Origin of the sequence: Pantoea sp. R13S299 (assembly GCF_048515925.1) — a bacterium.
Lineage (GTDB): Bacteria > Pseudomonadota > Gammaproteobacteria > Enterobacterales > Enterobacteriaceae > Pantoea.
In genome coordinates, this window is the sequence record NZ_JBLYEF010000003.1 from 35713 (window position 1) to 49831 (window position 14119).

Genomic DNA, 14119 nt, shown 5'->3' on the forward strand with positions numbered 1-14119 from the left:
CCTGAGAGAAAAACCATGACGGACAGACTCACGATTGCCATCGTTGGCGGAGGCCCTGCAGGCCTCACTGCAGCAGTCATACTTCAGAGAAATGGCTTTAACGTCACTCTGTTTGATGAAGAGTCTGGCGATTCTGAGCGGAATCAGGGTGGATCACTGGATTTACATGCTGACAGTGGTCAGGAGGCGCTGCGCCGGGCGGGACTGCTCCAGCAGTTCATCAAAATAGCGAGGCATGAGGATCAGGAAAGCCGGATGCTGAACTACCGTACCGGAGAAATTGAGGGCGACATACCCACGCCGGAAGGCGAAATGGATAAACCTGAGATCGATCGCGGCGAGCTAAAAAGTCTTCTCCTTGGGGCGCTCTCACCAGAAACTATCCAGTGGGGCCATAAGCTTCATTATGTGGACTACGGCCTGGAAAAAAATCATGGGCTGATGTTCAGAAACGGCAGGCGCTATGAAGCGGACATTGTCATTGGTGCCGATGGGGCCAGGTCGCGGGTCAGATCTTATCTGACACCGGAACGTCCACGTTACACAGGTATAACGTTCTTTGAGGGCTGGATAAATCAACCCTCCGAAGCGATTGATGGCATTGCAGGAAAAGGAACCGCTTTCAGCTTTGGCGGCAGGGAGGCTCTGGTAACACAACGCAATGGGGGAGGAAGGATTTGCGTTTATGCGGCCATGAAGCGTGATGCGGATCTTATCGATGAGATAGTCCTGCGGCAGGACATTACCGCCTATGTGCGCAACAGCTACAACGGCTGGGATGCTTCCCTGCAGTCAGTCATCAACGCGACCGGTGATTATGTCAGGCGTCCGATTTATAGCCTGCCCGTAGACTTTGGCTGGGCGCCGCGTCCGGGCATTACGCTCATCGGAGATGCCGCTCACCTGATGCCACCTGTCGGGGTAGGCGTCAACCTGGCCATGCTTGATGCTTCTGACATGGCTCTGGCTTTATGCGAGGCGTCGCAACCGCTGAACGGTTTACGCAACGCGGAAACAATCATTATGGAACGCGCACGCGACATAATGCCTGGCGCAATATCGGGTTTTCAGGACTGGTTCAGCGAAAAAGAGTAGCCTGAAAGAATCCAGAGATGGTGCTATTTGAATCAGCGCTTAATGATGTGAGGCTACCGCTGCATTGTGGTGACATGACAATTTATGACGTTTTGGTATTTTTCCAGATTCTTGCCATACCTTCACTCACTGGACTGACTCGTGTGAAACCAAATTTTTCGTACAACTCCGGAACATCTGCCATCAACGTGACATAAGCCCCATCACAGGCATTTTGATCGAGCCATTTTGTCAGCGCTTCCATTATCAGGCGGCCCAGACCTTTTCCCTGATGCGCGGGATCGACGGCGACATCGACAATATCCATATTCAGCGCGCCGTCGCCTACGATACGCCCCATTCCGATGACGGTTTCCTTCCAGAGTATATGAACACCATAACAGCTGTTGGGAAGTCCCAGACGGGCAGCCTCGGCGGGACGTGGCGTCAGTCCTGAGATAACACGTAAGCGGCAAAAATCCTCTACAGACGGAACAGTTTCAACAAGCTGGTAATCAGACAAAATTTTATCCTCTTCTCAGAATCCATTTTTCTGCAAAATGGGCCTTTCGACTTTGTTCAGGGCGGATGATCTGCAAAGCAGGTTTTAGCCTCCCACAAGAGCAGTGACTCAGATCCGATCTGTCATCACGCTACGCAGTTCGTCTCTAAGCCAGCGCAGCGGCATATCGTTATCAAAGCGTTTATGCCAGAGCAGCGAAAGGGCGATTTCAGGCGTCACCACCGGCACAGGGCTTGAGCATAAACCGTAATGGGTTATCCAGTCATCCGCCAGCCCGGCGGGAACAGTGGCTAACGCGGGCGTGCGCGCCAGCAGTGGAGGCAAAGAGGAAAAATGCGGCGTTAAGTAGCGAATCGAACGTGCTTTTCCCAGGGCCGCAAGCTCGTCATCGATAGCGCTCCAGGTTGCCCCACGATAAGAAACCAGCAGATGATCATGCGCCACGTAATTCTCCAGCGTCAGCGGCGCAGGCAACGAAAGCTGTTCCGGATGCCACAGGGTACAAAAGTGGTGTGACACGATCTTCTCGCGCCGCAGAGTGGCGGGCGTGTTATCGCCGACCGAAATGGCGAGATCGATCTCGCCACGTGCTACCAGCTCAGCATCCCGGAAGGGATCGCTGGCCGTGACCTGAAGCGTTACGCCCGGAGCGGTGCGCGTGATGCGCGCATACAGTCCCGGCATCAGCCAGCGCTCAACCCAGTCGCTCATCCCCAGCCGAAAAACATGTGTCGCCTCTGAGGGCGTGAAGGAGGCTGGCTGAAAAAGTACGTTCTGCATCTGTGCCATTAAAGGCCCCAGCTCAGCGATCAGCGCCTCAGCACGCGGGGTCGGCTCCATGCCCTTCGCCGTGCGCACGAAGAGTGGATCGCTGAACATGACCCGTAACCGGGCCAGGGCATTACTCACCGCAGGCTGACCGAGATGCATCTTTTCAGCTGCACGCGATACGCTGCCTTCCCGCCTGAGAACCAGCAGCACCGTCAGCAGGTTCAGGTCGATACGATGAAAATCATTTTCTCTGATAGTGAGCATCAGTTTAATCAATTTGAGTGATACAGGTTGAGTCAGGATACTGCCACCCACGTTGTGATGAAACTTTAGGAAGAGGAAATGATGAAAATTTTACTGATGCTGGTTGCTTCACTTATCGCGTTCAGTCCGGTCCATGCGGCCGTTCAGCCGTCAGCACTGGATCAGCAGGCGCCGGGTTATTACCGCATGAAATTAGGGAAGTTGCGCATTACTGCGGTTTCCGACGGCACGGTAACCATTCCTCTGAATAGATTACTGACTCACATTTCGCCGGACAAACTTAGCAAAGCAATGGCCAGAGAGACGATGACGCCGCAGGCCGAAACCTCAATCAATGCCTTCGTTATCGATGATGGCAAAAAGCGGATCTTAGTCGATACCGGAGCCGGTGAGCTTTTCGGTCACAATGGCGGACATCTGCTGACCAACCTGGCGGCGGCTGGCTATCCGGCAGAGTCTATCGATGCTGTGCTTCTGACCCACATCCATGCCGATCACTCTGGCGGTGTGATGCGTGCGGGCAAGCCGGCTTTTCCAAAAGCTGAAGTATTCGTGGATAAGCGGGATGTCGATTTCTGGCTTAATCCGGCTAATGTCAGCCGGGTGGAAGCCAGTCAGGCACATACTTTTGCAGAATCTGAACGGACGCTTCGCCCGGTCATCAACGCCGGGCTGCTCAAAACGTTTATCGCTCCCGCCACATTACCGGAAGGAATTCGTGCAGAGTCGACAGCCGGCCACACGCCGGGCAGCGTACTTTATCGCGTAGAGAGTGAAGGACAGACGCTGGTGCTCTGGGGAGATATCATCCATGCCAGCGCGGTGCAGATGCCCGATCCTGAGGTAGCCATCCACTTTGATGTAAACCAGAAACAGGCTATTGCTACACGGGAGAGGGTACTGAAACAGGCTGCCGATCAGGGCTACTGGGTCGCTGCGGCGCATATCGCTTTCCCTGGCCTGGGCCATGTTCAGCATGAGGGTAATGCTTATCGCTGGGTGCCCGTTAATTACACGACGCAGCTCGGGCAGTAGGTTTTAAGCGGCTGGTGCCAGAACGGGGCGTCCCTTCCGGATGCCCCTCAAACTCACTATTTTACTGAACTGCCTCTGGCTCCGGGCCTGAAAGCCTGTTGTTTCGCACGCCAGGCGATGATTAACGCAACAGCCATAAAGGCCAGCAGCGCCCAGGGGAAAGAGACTGCACCGGCATTATTGAGAAGCAGGCCACCCATAACGCCGCCGCTGGCGATAGCCAGATTCCATGCCGTGGTCACCATCGCCTGAACGACATCGACATGATTGCCTGCCGAATCGGCGGCAGCCGTCTGCATCTGAGTTGATGCGCCACCAAACGACCATCCCCAGACGATGACGGCTACAAAGACCACAACCTGTTCCCGCATGCCTGCCGCCAGCGCCACAGAAACTGCCGCCAGTGCCGCAAGGCTAAGCAGAACCAGAAGGCGCAGATGGCGATCCACCATCATGCCGGTAATCCAGATGCCGACAAGTGCCGCAATGCCAAAAATTAGCAGGATAAGCCCAACGCTTCCGGCCAGCCCCGACAGCTGCAGGAACGGTCCGATGAACGTATAAAGAATGTTGTGTGCCGTCATCCATAAAAAGATAACCGCGAGAACAGGCCTGACGCCGGTCATCCGGAAAACCTGCCAGACCGGCAGGCGACGGTCAGCCTGCTGTCCCGGCAGATCAGGAACTGCAACCCATGTCCAGATAAAGAGAATCACGGCCAGTGCTGCCATGATCCCAAAAGGCACTCTCCATCCCATTATGCTGCCCAGCCATGCGCCTGCCGGGGTGCCTAGCGACAGGGCAACCGGTATTCCGACCATCGCAATCGCCAGAGCGCGGCCCTGAAGTTCAGCAGGAACGAGGCGACGCGCGTAGCCTGCAAGTATTCCCCAGGCAAGACCCGCAGCCACACCCGACATGAATCGGGCCGCCATCGTCAGCCCGTAGCTGGACGAAAGGGTGGTAATGGTGTTGAAAATCAGGAATGTCCCGACGGCAAGCAGCAGCACTTTTTTACGTCGCCATCCACTGGTCAGCACCGTCAAAGGGATGGCCGCGAGCAGCGATCCCAGCGCATAAATGCTGACCAGTTGTCCCGCCATCACCTGAGAAACGCCAAGACCCGCGCCGATTTGCGGAAGCAGACCCGCCGGAAGGGTCTCGGTCAGGATGGCGATAAAGCCTGTCATGGCAAATGCCAGCAGAGAAGCCAGGGGCAGACCCCGTTGTGTTGTGGTTTCACTGAATGCGGTATTGGCGTGCACGTTGGAACCTTTTAAGTTCTGGAGCGTTTAAAATCTGCGAAGACCCGTCTGATAACGGGCTGCCTGATATATATCGATCGGTATATATATTCGAAACTATAGGCCGCCCTGCGGCTTGTCAAGTACATATGTATCGATTAGTATTTATCTCCAGTCATCGAAAACAGGAGCGGATATGGCTCAGATGGGACGTCCACGGACATTTGACCGGGACGAGGCAATTCGCCAGGCGATGGCGCTTTTCTGGCAACACGGCTACGAGTCAACGTCGCTTGCCATGCTCAAGTCGAACCTTGGTAACGGCATCACTGCACCGAGTTTTTATGCCGCGTTTGGTTCGAAAGAGGCGCTGTTTGAAGAGGTGGTTGAATGCTACATGGCGACTTATGGGCAGGTTAATGATTGTCTGTGGGACGACACGCTTGACCCGCGTGATGCGATTGAACGGGCACTGCGTGGTTCCGCAAAGATGCAGACAGAGCAGGGGCATCCCAGCGGCTGCCTGATTGCGCTATCCGTAAACACCTGTTCGCCTGCGAACGAGCACATACGGGAGATACTGACAGCACAACGCGATCGGACCCGGGCAGGATTTTTACGATGTGTCACGCGTGCAAAAGAACGGGGATTTCTGGCTTCCCATACAGACGTGCGGGCTCTGGCGCTGACTCTCCATAGCTTTGAGATCGGCCTGTCGACAGAAGCCCGGGATGGGGCAACGGATGAAGAACTTGATGCGGCGGTATCATCCGCAATGAAGGCCTGGGATGCACATGCGCTGAACTCTGTTGATTGACAGAGAACGGAGTTCAGCGTCAGCGTGCGTTTCAGCCCGGCACATGCGTCTGTCTGATGGCCGCCATGCGGAACCATAAAATCTAAGGACCATTTTTTCTGAAAGCACGGTAGTCGGTTTTCCAGGCATTGAGCTTGTTATATAACGCCGTTCGTGAGATCCCCAGCAGTTGCGCCGACTGACGCAGATTACCCTGTTGTTCACTTACAACCTGTAAAATATGCATGCGCTCCAGATTTTGCAGTGAAGGTTGAATCTCTCCGGACGCATCACTGGCTGCTACTTCCTGCAGCGATTCGGGCAAATCGGCTCGGGTAATTTCTAACCCTTCACTCAGGTTGACGATACGCTCAATCACATTTTCCAGTTCGCGCACGTTTCCCGGCCAATCCCAGGATTGCAGACAGGTCATTGCGCCTGGCACGACTACAGGCGGAATACGCTTCAGACGCGTGCAGAGTGCCTGAATGAAGATGTTCACCAGTTCCGGAATGTCTTCGCGACGATCACGCAGCGGCGGGATTTCCAGTGAAATCACATTCAGACGGTAATAGAGATCGCGCCGGAAGGCGTTTCTCTCCACGGCTTCAGCCAGGTTGCAGTGGGTCGCCACGATAATGCGCACATTCACTTTCACTGGCTGCGCTGCGCCGATACGCAGCACTTCGCCCTCCTGCAAAACGCGCAATAAGCTGGTTTGCGCTTCAAGTGGCATCTCACCTATCTCATCCAGAAACAGGGTTCCGTCGTCGGCCAGTTCAAATTTGCCTGCGGAACCGCCTCGACGAGAACCGGTGAAGGCGCCATCGGCATAGCCAAACAGCTCGCTTTGCACCAGATCGCGCGGTAATGCGCCGCAGTTCAGGGCGATAAACGCTTCCTGCTGGCGAGGGCTTGCATTATGAATGGCCTGAGCAAACAACTCTTTGCCGGTGCCGCTTTCACCGCTGAGCAGCACTGTGCTGTCAGTGCGACTGCTGATGCGTGCCTTGTGGATCGCCTGTTGCAGGCGCGGCGAATGGCCCCGAATCATCTCAAACGTGTAACTGGCGTTCACACCCATTACCCGTCGCGTAATGGCACGGATACGCTGATTTTCACGCAGTGACAGAACCCGCCCGCCATCCGGCGCGGGCATTAACGATATCAGGCAGGAAAGGGGAGCGAGGCCTTCCGGCCTGAACTGCAGCTCAAGGTCATTACAGAAAGGCATGGACAGCAGCGATCCGCCCTGCGGTTTCAGCAGCGCATCAATGGGGGAGTCGCGGGGATCAAGTCCGCTGAAAATCTGGCGTGCATAACGGTTGAGCGTTTTGATGCGGCCCTGTTTATCACAGACAATGACGCCTTCATTCAGCGTCTCCAGAATGGACTGCTGTTCAGCCAGCAGGCGTCGTAGCGTCAGCTGCTGTCCGACCGCTTCCGCTGCCGCCTGGACCGTACCGAGCGTGTGGGCGTTAAAATTCTCCGGCGTGGCGGTAAGTGTCAGTACACCAATCAACTGGCCACCGGCATCGCGGACCGGTGCCGCAGCACACTGTCGGCGGCGTTTACGCAGATCAAACTTCCAGTTCTCTCCGCTCAGCACGTACACCAGCCGCTGTTCAATCAGGCAGCGCGCAGTACAGTTTGTGCCCAGAACCTCTTCACGCAGAATGCTGCCAACGGGCGTGAGGTCGGCACCGCAAAAATGCAGCGTAACGCCCTGCGCATCGGTGAGGTTAATGTGACCATCCGGGTTATAGGCGAGCAAATTTTCCATAATGCTGCGCGCCACCAGAATCAGTTCGGCATTGCTCTCAAGAATGGCCGTTAGTTCACTGGCTGGCGGTGCGGTGTAGATAAAGCGATGCGGATTGATTCCATGCTGCTGCGAACGCTGCCATGACTGCAGGATGGTATGCCGCACTGCGGGTGGCTGTTCGCCCTGTATAAAGCTCTGCCAGCTTTCCCATAACAGCGCGTCCCAGCTTGCCGCATCTTCTCTGTCCGGCAGGCTGAAAATCGCATCACTTTCATCTCTTAATAGTCGTTGCTGATTCACCGTCCGCTCCCGCTGGATTAAATGTCCATTTTATTGACATGTTAAGTTTACATGTAAACTTTGTTGCCATTTTGTGACCCGGAGCTGTGCCAGCGCTCACAAAATTTCCCGGATTTTGGTTGGCATCCCCTTTGCAACAGGGGATGCAGTGATGTGAATCCAGCCAGAGAAGGGAAATATATGTGTTCGCCTGAATGTACGTACCGAATCTTATCGTTACCCAACGCTTCCCGATGATGAACCGCAACCGGCTGCTGATGGAGCACTTTCAGGGTGCCTTCCCGCTGATGCTCTCCAAATCCCGTCGTTTCGCCGCTGATGCGCAGCGACATGATCAAAACCCTCCCTCGCCCGCCTGGGCTAAAGCGAAATAATAAGGAGTTTTTATGAACCATCAAACAGTGCGCGTGGGTTTAATTGGCGCAGGTCGCATGGGCAGCTTCCATGCTGAAAATCTGGCCTGGCGTGTGCCTGGCGCTACCCTTGCAGCGGTGGCCGATCCGTTTCCTGGCGCGGCGGAAAAGCTCGCCAGCCGCCTTGGAATCAGCAAAGCGTACAGCGATCTGCATGCGCTGCTGCAGGACGATGAAATCGACGCTATTGCGATTGCTGCTCCGGCCAGGACCCATGCTGAGTGGGTGATTGCCGCAGCCAATGCCGGCAAACATGTGTTCTGTGAAAAGCCGATGGCGGTCACGCTGGAAGAGGCTGATCGCGCCATCGCGGCGGCAAAACAGGCTGGCGTCGTGTTACAGGTGGGCTTTAATCGCCGCTTTGATTCGGGTTTTGCGGCAGCAATTGCGGCGGTAAAAAACGGTGAGAATGGCACGACGCAGCTCAGCCGATCGGTGACGCGTGATCCTGGCCTGCATGACCCCGCCCCGATTCCGCAGTGGACAATCTTCCTTGAAACGCTCATTCACGATTTTGACACGCTATTGCACTTCAACCACGGCGCAAAGCCGGTAGAAGTCTATGCGCTGGCTGATGCACTGGTTCGCCCAGACTTCAAAGATAAAGGGTTGCTGGATACCTCAGTTGTCACTATTCGCTTCGACAACGGTGCCATTGCGATTGCTGAGGCGAACTTTCAGGCGGTGTATGGCTACGACGTGCGCGGCGAGGTTTTTGGCAGTAAAGGCATGCTTCAGGCGGGCCAAATCAACGCCAATCACTGTGTACGTTACACCGCCAGCGGAATCGCGGTCGATACGTCGCGGCTGGATTCAGATTTGCTGCGCGAGGCCTATGTGGCAGAGATGACGGAGTTTGCCCGCTGTATCCGCAGCGGTGAAACGCCGCGTGCCACCGGGGAGGATGCGCGTAACGCGCTGGAAATTGCGCTGGCCTGTATCGAATCTGTGCAGCGCAACCTGCCCGTTAAGCTGGGAGTTCGCTGATGGCCGGATATCAACTTTCCGTATGCGCTGAAATGGTCTTTCTGGAGCTACCGTTTGTTGAGCGCGTAAAACGCATTCATGAACTGGGTTTTGGTGTCGAAATCTGGGGATGGGCCAGCAAGGATATTGATGCGCTGGTGGCGACCGGTGCGCGCTTTACCTCTATGACCGGTTATCTGAGTGGCAATCTGACTGATGAGGCGGAAATACCGATGCTGTTACAGAGCGCTGAAGCGTCGCTGGCGGTGGCTGCACGTCTCGACTGTCCGGTACTGAATCTGCATGGCACCGGACTTGACGATCGCGGCCTGCCGGTAAAACCCGTGACAACGGTAACGGGCGCAATGTGGCTGAAGGCCGCCGATACGCTGCGGCAGGTAGCGCTTCTGGGCGAACGTGCCGGACGAGTTTTCACCCTCGAGAACCTCAACCTGCCGGTCGATCATCCGGGAACACCTTTCGCGCTGGCATCTGAGACTCTGGCACTGGTTGAAGCGGTTAACAGCCCGGCTCTGAAGATGAATCTGGATCTCTATCATGCACAAATTGGTGAAGGCAATCTGATTGAACTGTTGCGACGTTGCGGTTCAGCTATCGGGGAAATTCAGGTTGCCGATGTACCGGGTCGCCAGCAGCCGGGCACCGGAGAGATTAATTACCGTGCTATCGCACGAACGCTAGAGGAGATGGATTACTGCGGCACCGTCGCCATGGAGGGCTGGGCCAGCGGCGATAGCACGGCGGCTCTTCAGCAGTTCCGCGAACATTTCACGTTGTAAGTGCAGTGCGTCGGGTATTTGCCTGTTACCTGGCGCAAATTAAGTCAGTAAAAACAATAACAATCTCAACCCTACAGGAACACACCATGAATATCAGAAATCTCGTTATGTGGCTTTGCCTGCTGCTGTTTAGCGCAGGTGGCAGCGCCAAAACCTTCACCGTTGGGGTAGCGCTGGCTAACTTCGACCTGAACTTTGTCTCAATCCTTCGCACTCAGATGCAAAAAGAGCTGAATGCCAGCCAGCTCAAAAGCCAGTTTGTTGATGCGAAAGGCGATGTTGCGTTGCAGGTGCAGCAGGTGGATGACTTTATCAACCAGGGCGTGGACGCCATTATTCTAAATCCTGTCGATACACAGGGCGTTTTACCGATGATCAATGCGGCAAAACAAGCCGGTATTCCGCTGGTCTTTGTAAACCGAAAACCGGAAGTGAAACTGCCCGAAGGTATGGCATATGTGGGTTCTGATTCGGCGCTGGGTGGCGAAATGCAGATGGAAGCGCTGGCCAAAAAAATGAACTACAAAGGCAATATGGCCATTCTTATGGGCGCCCTGTCGAACGAAGAGGCACGAGAGCGTACCCGCGCGGTGGAAGCCGTCATCGGCAAATATAAAAACATGAAGGTCATCGAAAAGCAGACAGCGAAGTGGCAGCGCAATGAAGCGGTAGATGTGGTCTCAGGCTGGCTGCTGAATCAGCGTCCGATTGATGCCATCGCGGCAAACAACGATGAGATGGCAATCGGTGCCATCATGGCGTTGAACCAGGCGAAGAACGACAAAATTCTCGTCGCCGGTATCGACGGAACACCAGACGGACAGCAGTTCATCAAAAACGGCAGAATGGCGCTGACCATTTTTCAGGACGCCAGAGGGCAGGCTACCGGCGCGGTCGAGGTGACCAAAGCCCTGCTGAATAAACAGAAGGTACAGACGCTTAATTGGGTGCCTTATCAGCTGATTACACCTGAAAATTACGCAAAGTTTGCTGCTGAGAATGCCGGGTAGTCTTTCATTCAATAATTAATAACCCTCTCTGACACCAACCAGGATGCGCGCGAGTGCTGAATCGCTTCCAGTAAAAAGCGGGAAACGGTTAGGGGCAAGCGCGCATATATTGCAAGTTTGAGGTTCCCGTGTTTATTCGCATTGTTTATTTCTGATGCCGTCACTGATCAGCATATGTGATGTGATAAGGCTCATTCCGGGAGGGTTTGTCTGTTGAGGAGTAATTAAGCAGAAGGTATCGGGTGTATCACCACCCAATCAGAAGCCCGCACTATGCGGGCTTAAGCATGCCTTACAATCCCACCAGCGTAATCTGCTTCTTAATCGTCAGTGCTTTATACAACGCTTTTGCCAGGCTGCCAGATTCCACCTCTGGGTGAGCGCCATCCGAATCAGTCCAGAACGATTTAATACGCAATATGGTGTTAATACTGGTGACGCGCTCCATCTCCAGCACGGCCAGCACAGGGTGGCGCAGTTCGCCAAGTTCCTCTGTTGTATCGGCCTCGATGACTGCGGCGCGGGATGCCTGACTGTCAAAGATAACGTGGCAGCGTGCGCCATTCAGGTTGAGAATGTCGATGACTTCATAAAGGCACTCAACAGCCTCGGCACTGTAGGTTGCGGGCACATTACACATAGCAAATCCCTCTGACGCAAAACGTAGTGAGCAGCCAGCATAGGCGAACTCTAATCAGAGGAGAAGTTACTGTTTTTGAATGAGAAATGTAGAGTTCTAAGGTTACGATAACGCGCGTTATTTTAACTCCAATTTACGCTGGACCTATAAATAAGCGAAGCGTGAACGGGCCCTGGCGACAGGGCGCGGATTTGACTTAAATAAAGCCCGGCACCGGGAAGACTAATCGTTCCAGCGAGGAGTGTATTTACAGAAGCACGCAACGCTTTAACTACTCGCTTACGCTATTTTATAGAATGAACATTAGGTTAAGTTTAAGATTTATCGCTGTCTGGAAGAACCGCTTCTTACTGTGACTCTCACGTTTATTCAGCGATGTTGTGTACGAAACCTGCTGATGACTCACTAGCTTTGCTATCAGTGCACAAGCGTCACTTACACAGGTGATATCGGTATGCCCAACTGCGGCATTCCCTTAGCCGAACGCGGTTATGAAAGCTGATGAGCCTGTCATAATGAACAACTAAACTCCTAATAATCATCTAATAATTTACTGGTATAGTGACTGACAAAAATAGTGACGGGAGTTTATCTATGCTAAAGAAATACACAGGTTCGCAAATCCTTTTTCACTGGCTGACGGTTTTGCTGATTATTGTGGCCTACGCCACGATTGAGCTGCGCTGGATGGCAGAGAAGGGAACCTGGCAGCGCAATGTGGTGATGATCACCCACTTCTCCGCAGGCTTTTGCGTGATGATTCTGATGATGGCCCGTCTTTTCTTGCGCACCCGGACAAAAACCCCGACGATCACGCCACCTGTAGCGCGCTGGCAGACCGGTATTTCGCATCTGGTGCACACACTGCTTTATGCGCTCTTTGTAGTCTTACCGATTCTTGGGCTAAGCTCGCGTTACCTGCGTGGCAAAGAGTGGGCGCTATTCGGCATAAACATGCCTGTCGCGACGATTCCGGATCCCGCCACGGCCAGTATGCTGATTGACTGGCACGAAACCCTGGCGCCGCTGGGATACTGGTTAATTGGTCTGCACGCGGTAGCGGCGTTATTCCATCACTATTTTATGAAAGATGACACGCTGCGCAGGATGATGCCGTAACCGCGAGTTCTCAAACCAGAGTGAGATGATCGTTAATGTTCCGGTACCCGTCTGTCGGATAAACAGCACCTTTGAGGAAAATCATGCTCTGGTTAATATCGAAATATGCCATCACGGCTTTTATGGTGGTACTGATATCAGAAGTCGCTAAGCGCAGCGATCGTCTGGGCGGCCTGCTTGCCGCCTTGCCTCTGGTCACCGTGCTGGTACTGATCTGGATGAAGCTGGAAGGACAGACACAGGAAAAAATCAGTGCTCATGCCTGGTACACCTTCTGGTACGTGGTACCGACTTTGCCGATGTTTATTCTGTTTCCTTTTCTCTATCAGCGCACCGGCTTCTGGCTGACGCTGCTGATCTCCTGCGCGATTACTGTCGTACTCTTTGCTCTCTGGGCGCTGCTTCTGAAACGCTTTGGCATCCTGCTGATGTAGTTCAGACGACTGGTGCGGGCAAATCATCAAACTGTCCCGATATTTTCGCTTTAAAAATCGTCTCTGTAACAAAGATATAATTCATTAATCTCAGCATCAGGTGACGTTTTTCTATATAAGCCGTTGCGCTCACCTGTTTTACATTTTTCAGCGTTTCGGCATCGATCCATCGCTTGTACTTTAAAAGTGTAAGAATTGATTCTTTGTCCATGATTTGCACCCGATTTTAGCTACAGTAGATATCACTACGACCAAATCACAATGGTTTTACGATGCCGACATCTTTAACGTCCACGCTATATGCGCGCCTGCGTCTGCTGCTCTCCATCACAGCCGGGCTTATTTGCTATTTTTTGCTCTCGGACAAGCTTGGGCAGATGCAGCGTTTATTGATTAGCTGGAACGTCTGGGCCTGGCTCTATCTCTGTATTCTCTGGTTTCGCATGCTGCGTACCGATGCGGCAGGGATCAAGAGGATTGCTCAACAGCAGGACCAGAGTGCCGCGCTGGTGCTGGGGATGGTGATTGTCGCCTGTATGGTCAGCATTGTCGCCATCATGAGTGAACTTCCCAACCTTAAAGGGCTGTCCGACACCCCGCGGCTGCTGCATCTGCTGCTGACAGCAATGACGTTGATTGCCTCCTGGGCCATGCTGCCCAGCGCCTTTGCGATGCATTATGCCCATCAGCACTATCTGTACCGGAATAATGATGTGAGTCCGCTGATCTTCCCGGACAAAACGAAAAATCCCGGCTACTGGGACTTCCTCTACTTCTCATTCACCATCGCGGTTGCCTCGCAAACGGCGGATGTCGCTACCGGCACCACAGAGATGCGTAAGCTGGCGTTGCTGCAGTCTGTGATCTCTTTCATCTTTAATCTGGCTATTCTGGGGTTATCGGTGAATGTTGGCGCAGGATTGCTTAATTAGGCTGTTTTCATCAGTCGACTGCCGGGTAACGTT

General features: G+C 53.8%; 16 protein-coding genes. 10 read left to right on the forward strand and 6 right to left on the reverse strand.

From position 1 onward, the window contains the following. The first annotated feature begins 15 nt into the window (after positions 1-15). On the forward strand, positions 16-1095 hold the full coding sequence (locus ACN1CO_RS14550) for an FAD-dependent monooxygenase (protein WP_419139541.1): 1080 nt from the start codon (positions 16-18) through the stop codon (positions 1093-1095). 82 nt (positions 1096-1177) lie between these two features. Here the strand turns inward: ACN1CO_RS14550 and ACN1CO_RS14555 are convergent, their stop codons facing one another. Beyond that, positions 1178-1600 (reverse strand): GNAT family N-acetyltransferase, encoded by a 423-nt coding sequence (locus ACN1CO_RS14555; protein ID WP_419139976.1) that lies wholly within the window; start codon positions 1598-1600, stop codon positions 1178-1180. A 105-nt stretch (positions 1601-1705) separates the two neighbouring features. Then, positions 1706-2632 (reverse strand): LysR family transcriptional regulator, encoded by a 927-nt coding sequence (locus tag ACN1CO_RS14560; RefSeq protein ID WP_419139542.1) that lies wholly within the window; start codon positions 2630-2632, stop codon positions 1706-1708. Positions 2633-2713: 81 nt separating this feature from the next. Between ACN1CO_RS14560 and ACN1CO_RS14565 the strand changes: the two genes are divergently transcribed. Further along, entirely contained in the window at positions 2714-3667 is a 954-nt protein-coding gene (locus ACN1CO_RS14565) for an MBL fold metallo-hydrolase (protein WP_419139977.1), read from the forward strand. Between the two features lie 56 nt (positions 3668-3723). Here ACN1CO_RS14565 and ACN1CO_RS14570 read toward each other — a convergent pair whose 3' ends face one another. Further along, positions 3724-4932 carry an MFS transporter gene (locus tag ACN1CO_RS14570; protein WP_419139543.1) on the reverse strand — a complete coding sequence of 403 codons (1209 nt, stop codon included), beginning with the start codon at positions 4930-4932 and terminating at the stop codon, positions 3724-3726. A gap of 175 nt (positions 4933-5107) precedes the next feature. Between ACN1CO_RS14570 and ACN1CO_RS14575 the strand changes: the two genes are divergently transcribed. Further along, positions 5108-5728 carry a TetR/AcrR family transcriptional regulator gene (locus ACN1CO_RS14575; protein WP_419139544.1) on the forward strand — a complete coding sequence of 207 codons (621 nt, stop codon included), beginning with the start codon at positions 5108-5110 and terminating at the stop codon, positions 5726-5728. A gap of 82 nt (positions 5729-5810) precedes the next feature. Here the strand turns inward: ACN1CO_RS14575 and ACN1CO_RS14580 are convergent, their stop codons facing one another. After that, complete coding sequence (locus ACN1CO_RS14580) at positions 5811-7772, reverse strand: sigma-54-dependent Fis family transcriptional regulator (protein WP_419139545.1); 1962 nt, start codon at positions 7770-7772, stop codon at positions 5811-5813. A gap of 194 nt (positions 7773-7966) precedes the next feature. On the opposite strand from ACN1CO_RS14580, the gene ACN1CO_RS14585 reads away from it, so the two are divergent. The 4 genes from ACN1CO_RS14585 to ACN1CO_RS14600 all read left to right on the forward strand — a co-directional run bounded on the left by ACN1CO_RS14585 (position 7967) and on the right by ACN1CO_RS14600 (position 10961). Then, a complete protein-coding gene (locus ACN1CO_RS14585) occupies positions 7967-8146 on the forward strand; it encodes a hypothetical protein (RefSeq protein WP_419139546.1) in 180 nt (59 codons plus the stop codon). A 12-nt stretch (positions 8147-8158) separates the two neighbouring features. Next, on the forward strand, positions 8159-9172 hold the full coding sequence (locus tag ACN1CO_RS14590) for a Gfo/Idh/MocA family oxidoreductase (protein ID WP_419139547.1): 1014 nt from the start codon (positions 8159-8161) through the stop codon (positions 9170-9172). After that, entirely contained in the window at positions 9172-9951 is a 780-nt protein-coding gene (locus ACN1CO_RS14595; RefSeq protein WP_419139548.1) for a TIM barrel protein, read from the forward strand. The genes ACN1CO_RS14590 and ACN1CO_RS14595 overlap by 1 nt, the downstream gene beginning before the upstream one ends. An 86-nt stretch (positions 9952-10037) precedes the next feature. Beyond that, positions 10038-10961 (forward strand): substrate-binding domain-containing protein, encoded by a 924-nt coding sequence (locus ACN1CO_RS14600; protein WP_419139549.1) that lies wholly within the window; start codon positions 10038-10040, stop codon positions 10959-10961. 292 nt (positions 10962-11253) lie between these two features. Here ACN1CO_RS14600 and ACN1CO_RS14605 read toward each other — a convergent pair whose 3' ends face one another. Then, a complete protein-coding gene (locus ACN1CO_RS14605) occupies positions 11254-11601 on the reverse strand; it encodes a hypothetical protein (RefSeq protein ID WP_419139550.1) in 348 nt (115 codons plus the stop codon). Between the two features lie 594 nt (positions 11602-12195). Between ACN1CO_RS14605 and cybB the strand changes: the two genes are divergently transcribed. Both cybB and ACN1CO_RS14615 read left to right on the forward strand, forming a co-directional pair. Continuing rightward, positions 12196-12720 (forward strand): cytochrome b561, encoded by a 525-nt coding sequence (cybB, locus tag ACN1CO_RS14610; protein WP_419139551.1) that lies wholly within the window; start codon positions 12196-12198, stop codon positions 12718-12720. A gap of 83 nt (positions 12721-12803) precedes the next feature. Continuing rightward, positions 12804-13154, forward strand: coding sequence for a DUF3147 family protein (locus ACN1CO_RS14615; RefSeq protein WP_419139552.1), 351 nt, complete (start codon positions 12804-12806; stop codon positions 13152-13154). A gap of 1 nt (position 13155) precedes the next feature. On the opposite strand, the gene ACN1CO_RS14620 is transcribed toward ACN1CO_RS14615, so the two are convergent. Beyond that, positions 13156-13365 (reverse strand): hypothetical protein, encoded by a 210-nt coding sequence (locus ACN1CO_RS14620; RefSeq protein WP_419139553.1) that lies wholly within the window; start codon positions 13363-13365, stop codon positions 13156-13158. A gap of 61 nt (positions 13366-13426) precedes the next feature. Between ACN1CO_RS14620 and ACN1CO_RS14625 the strand changes: the two genes are divergently transcribed. Continuing rightward, positions 13427-14086, forward strand: a complete 660-nt coding sequence (locus ACN1CO_RS14625) for a DUF1345 domain-containing protein (RefSeq protein WP_419139554.1) — start codon at positions 13427-13429, stop codon at positions 14084-14086. The last annotated feature ends 33 nt before the right edge of the window (positions 14087-14119 follow it).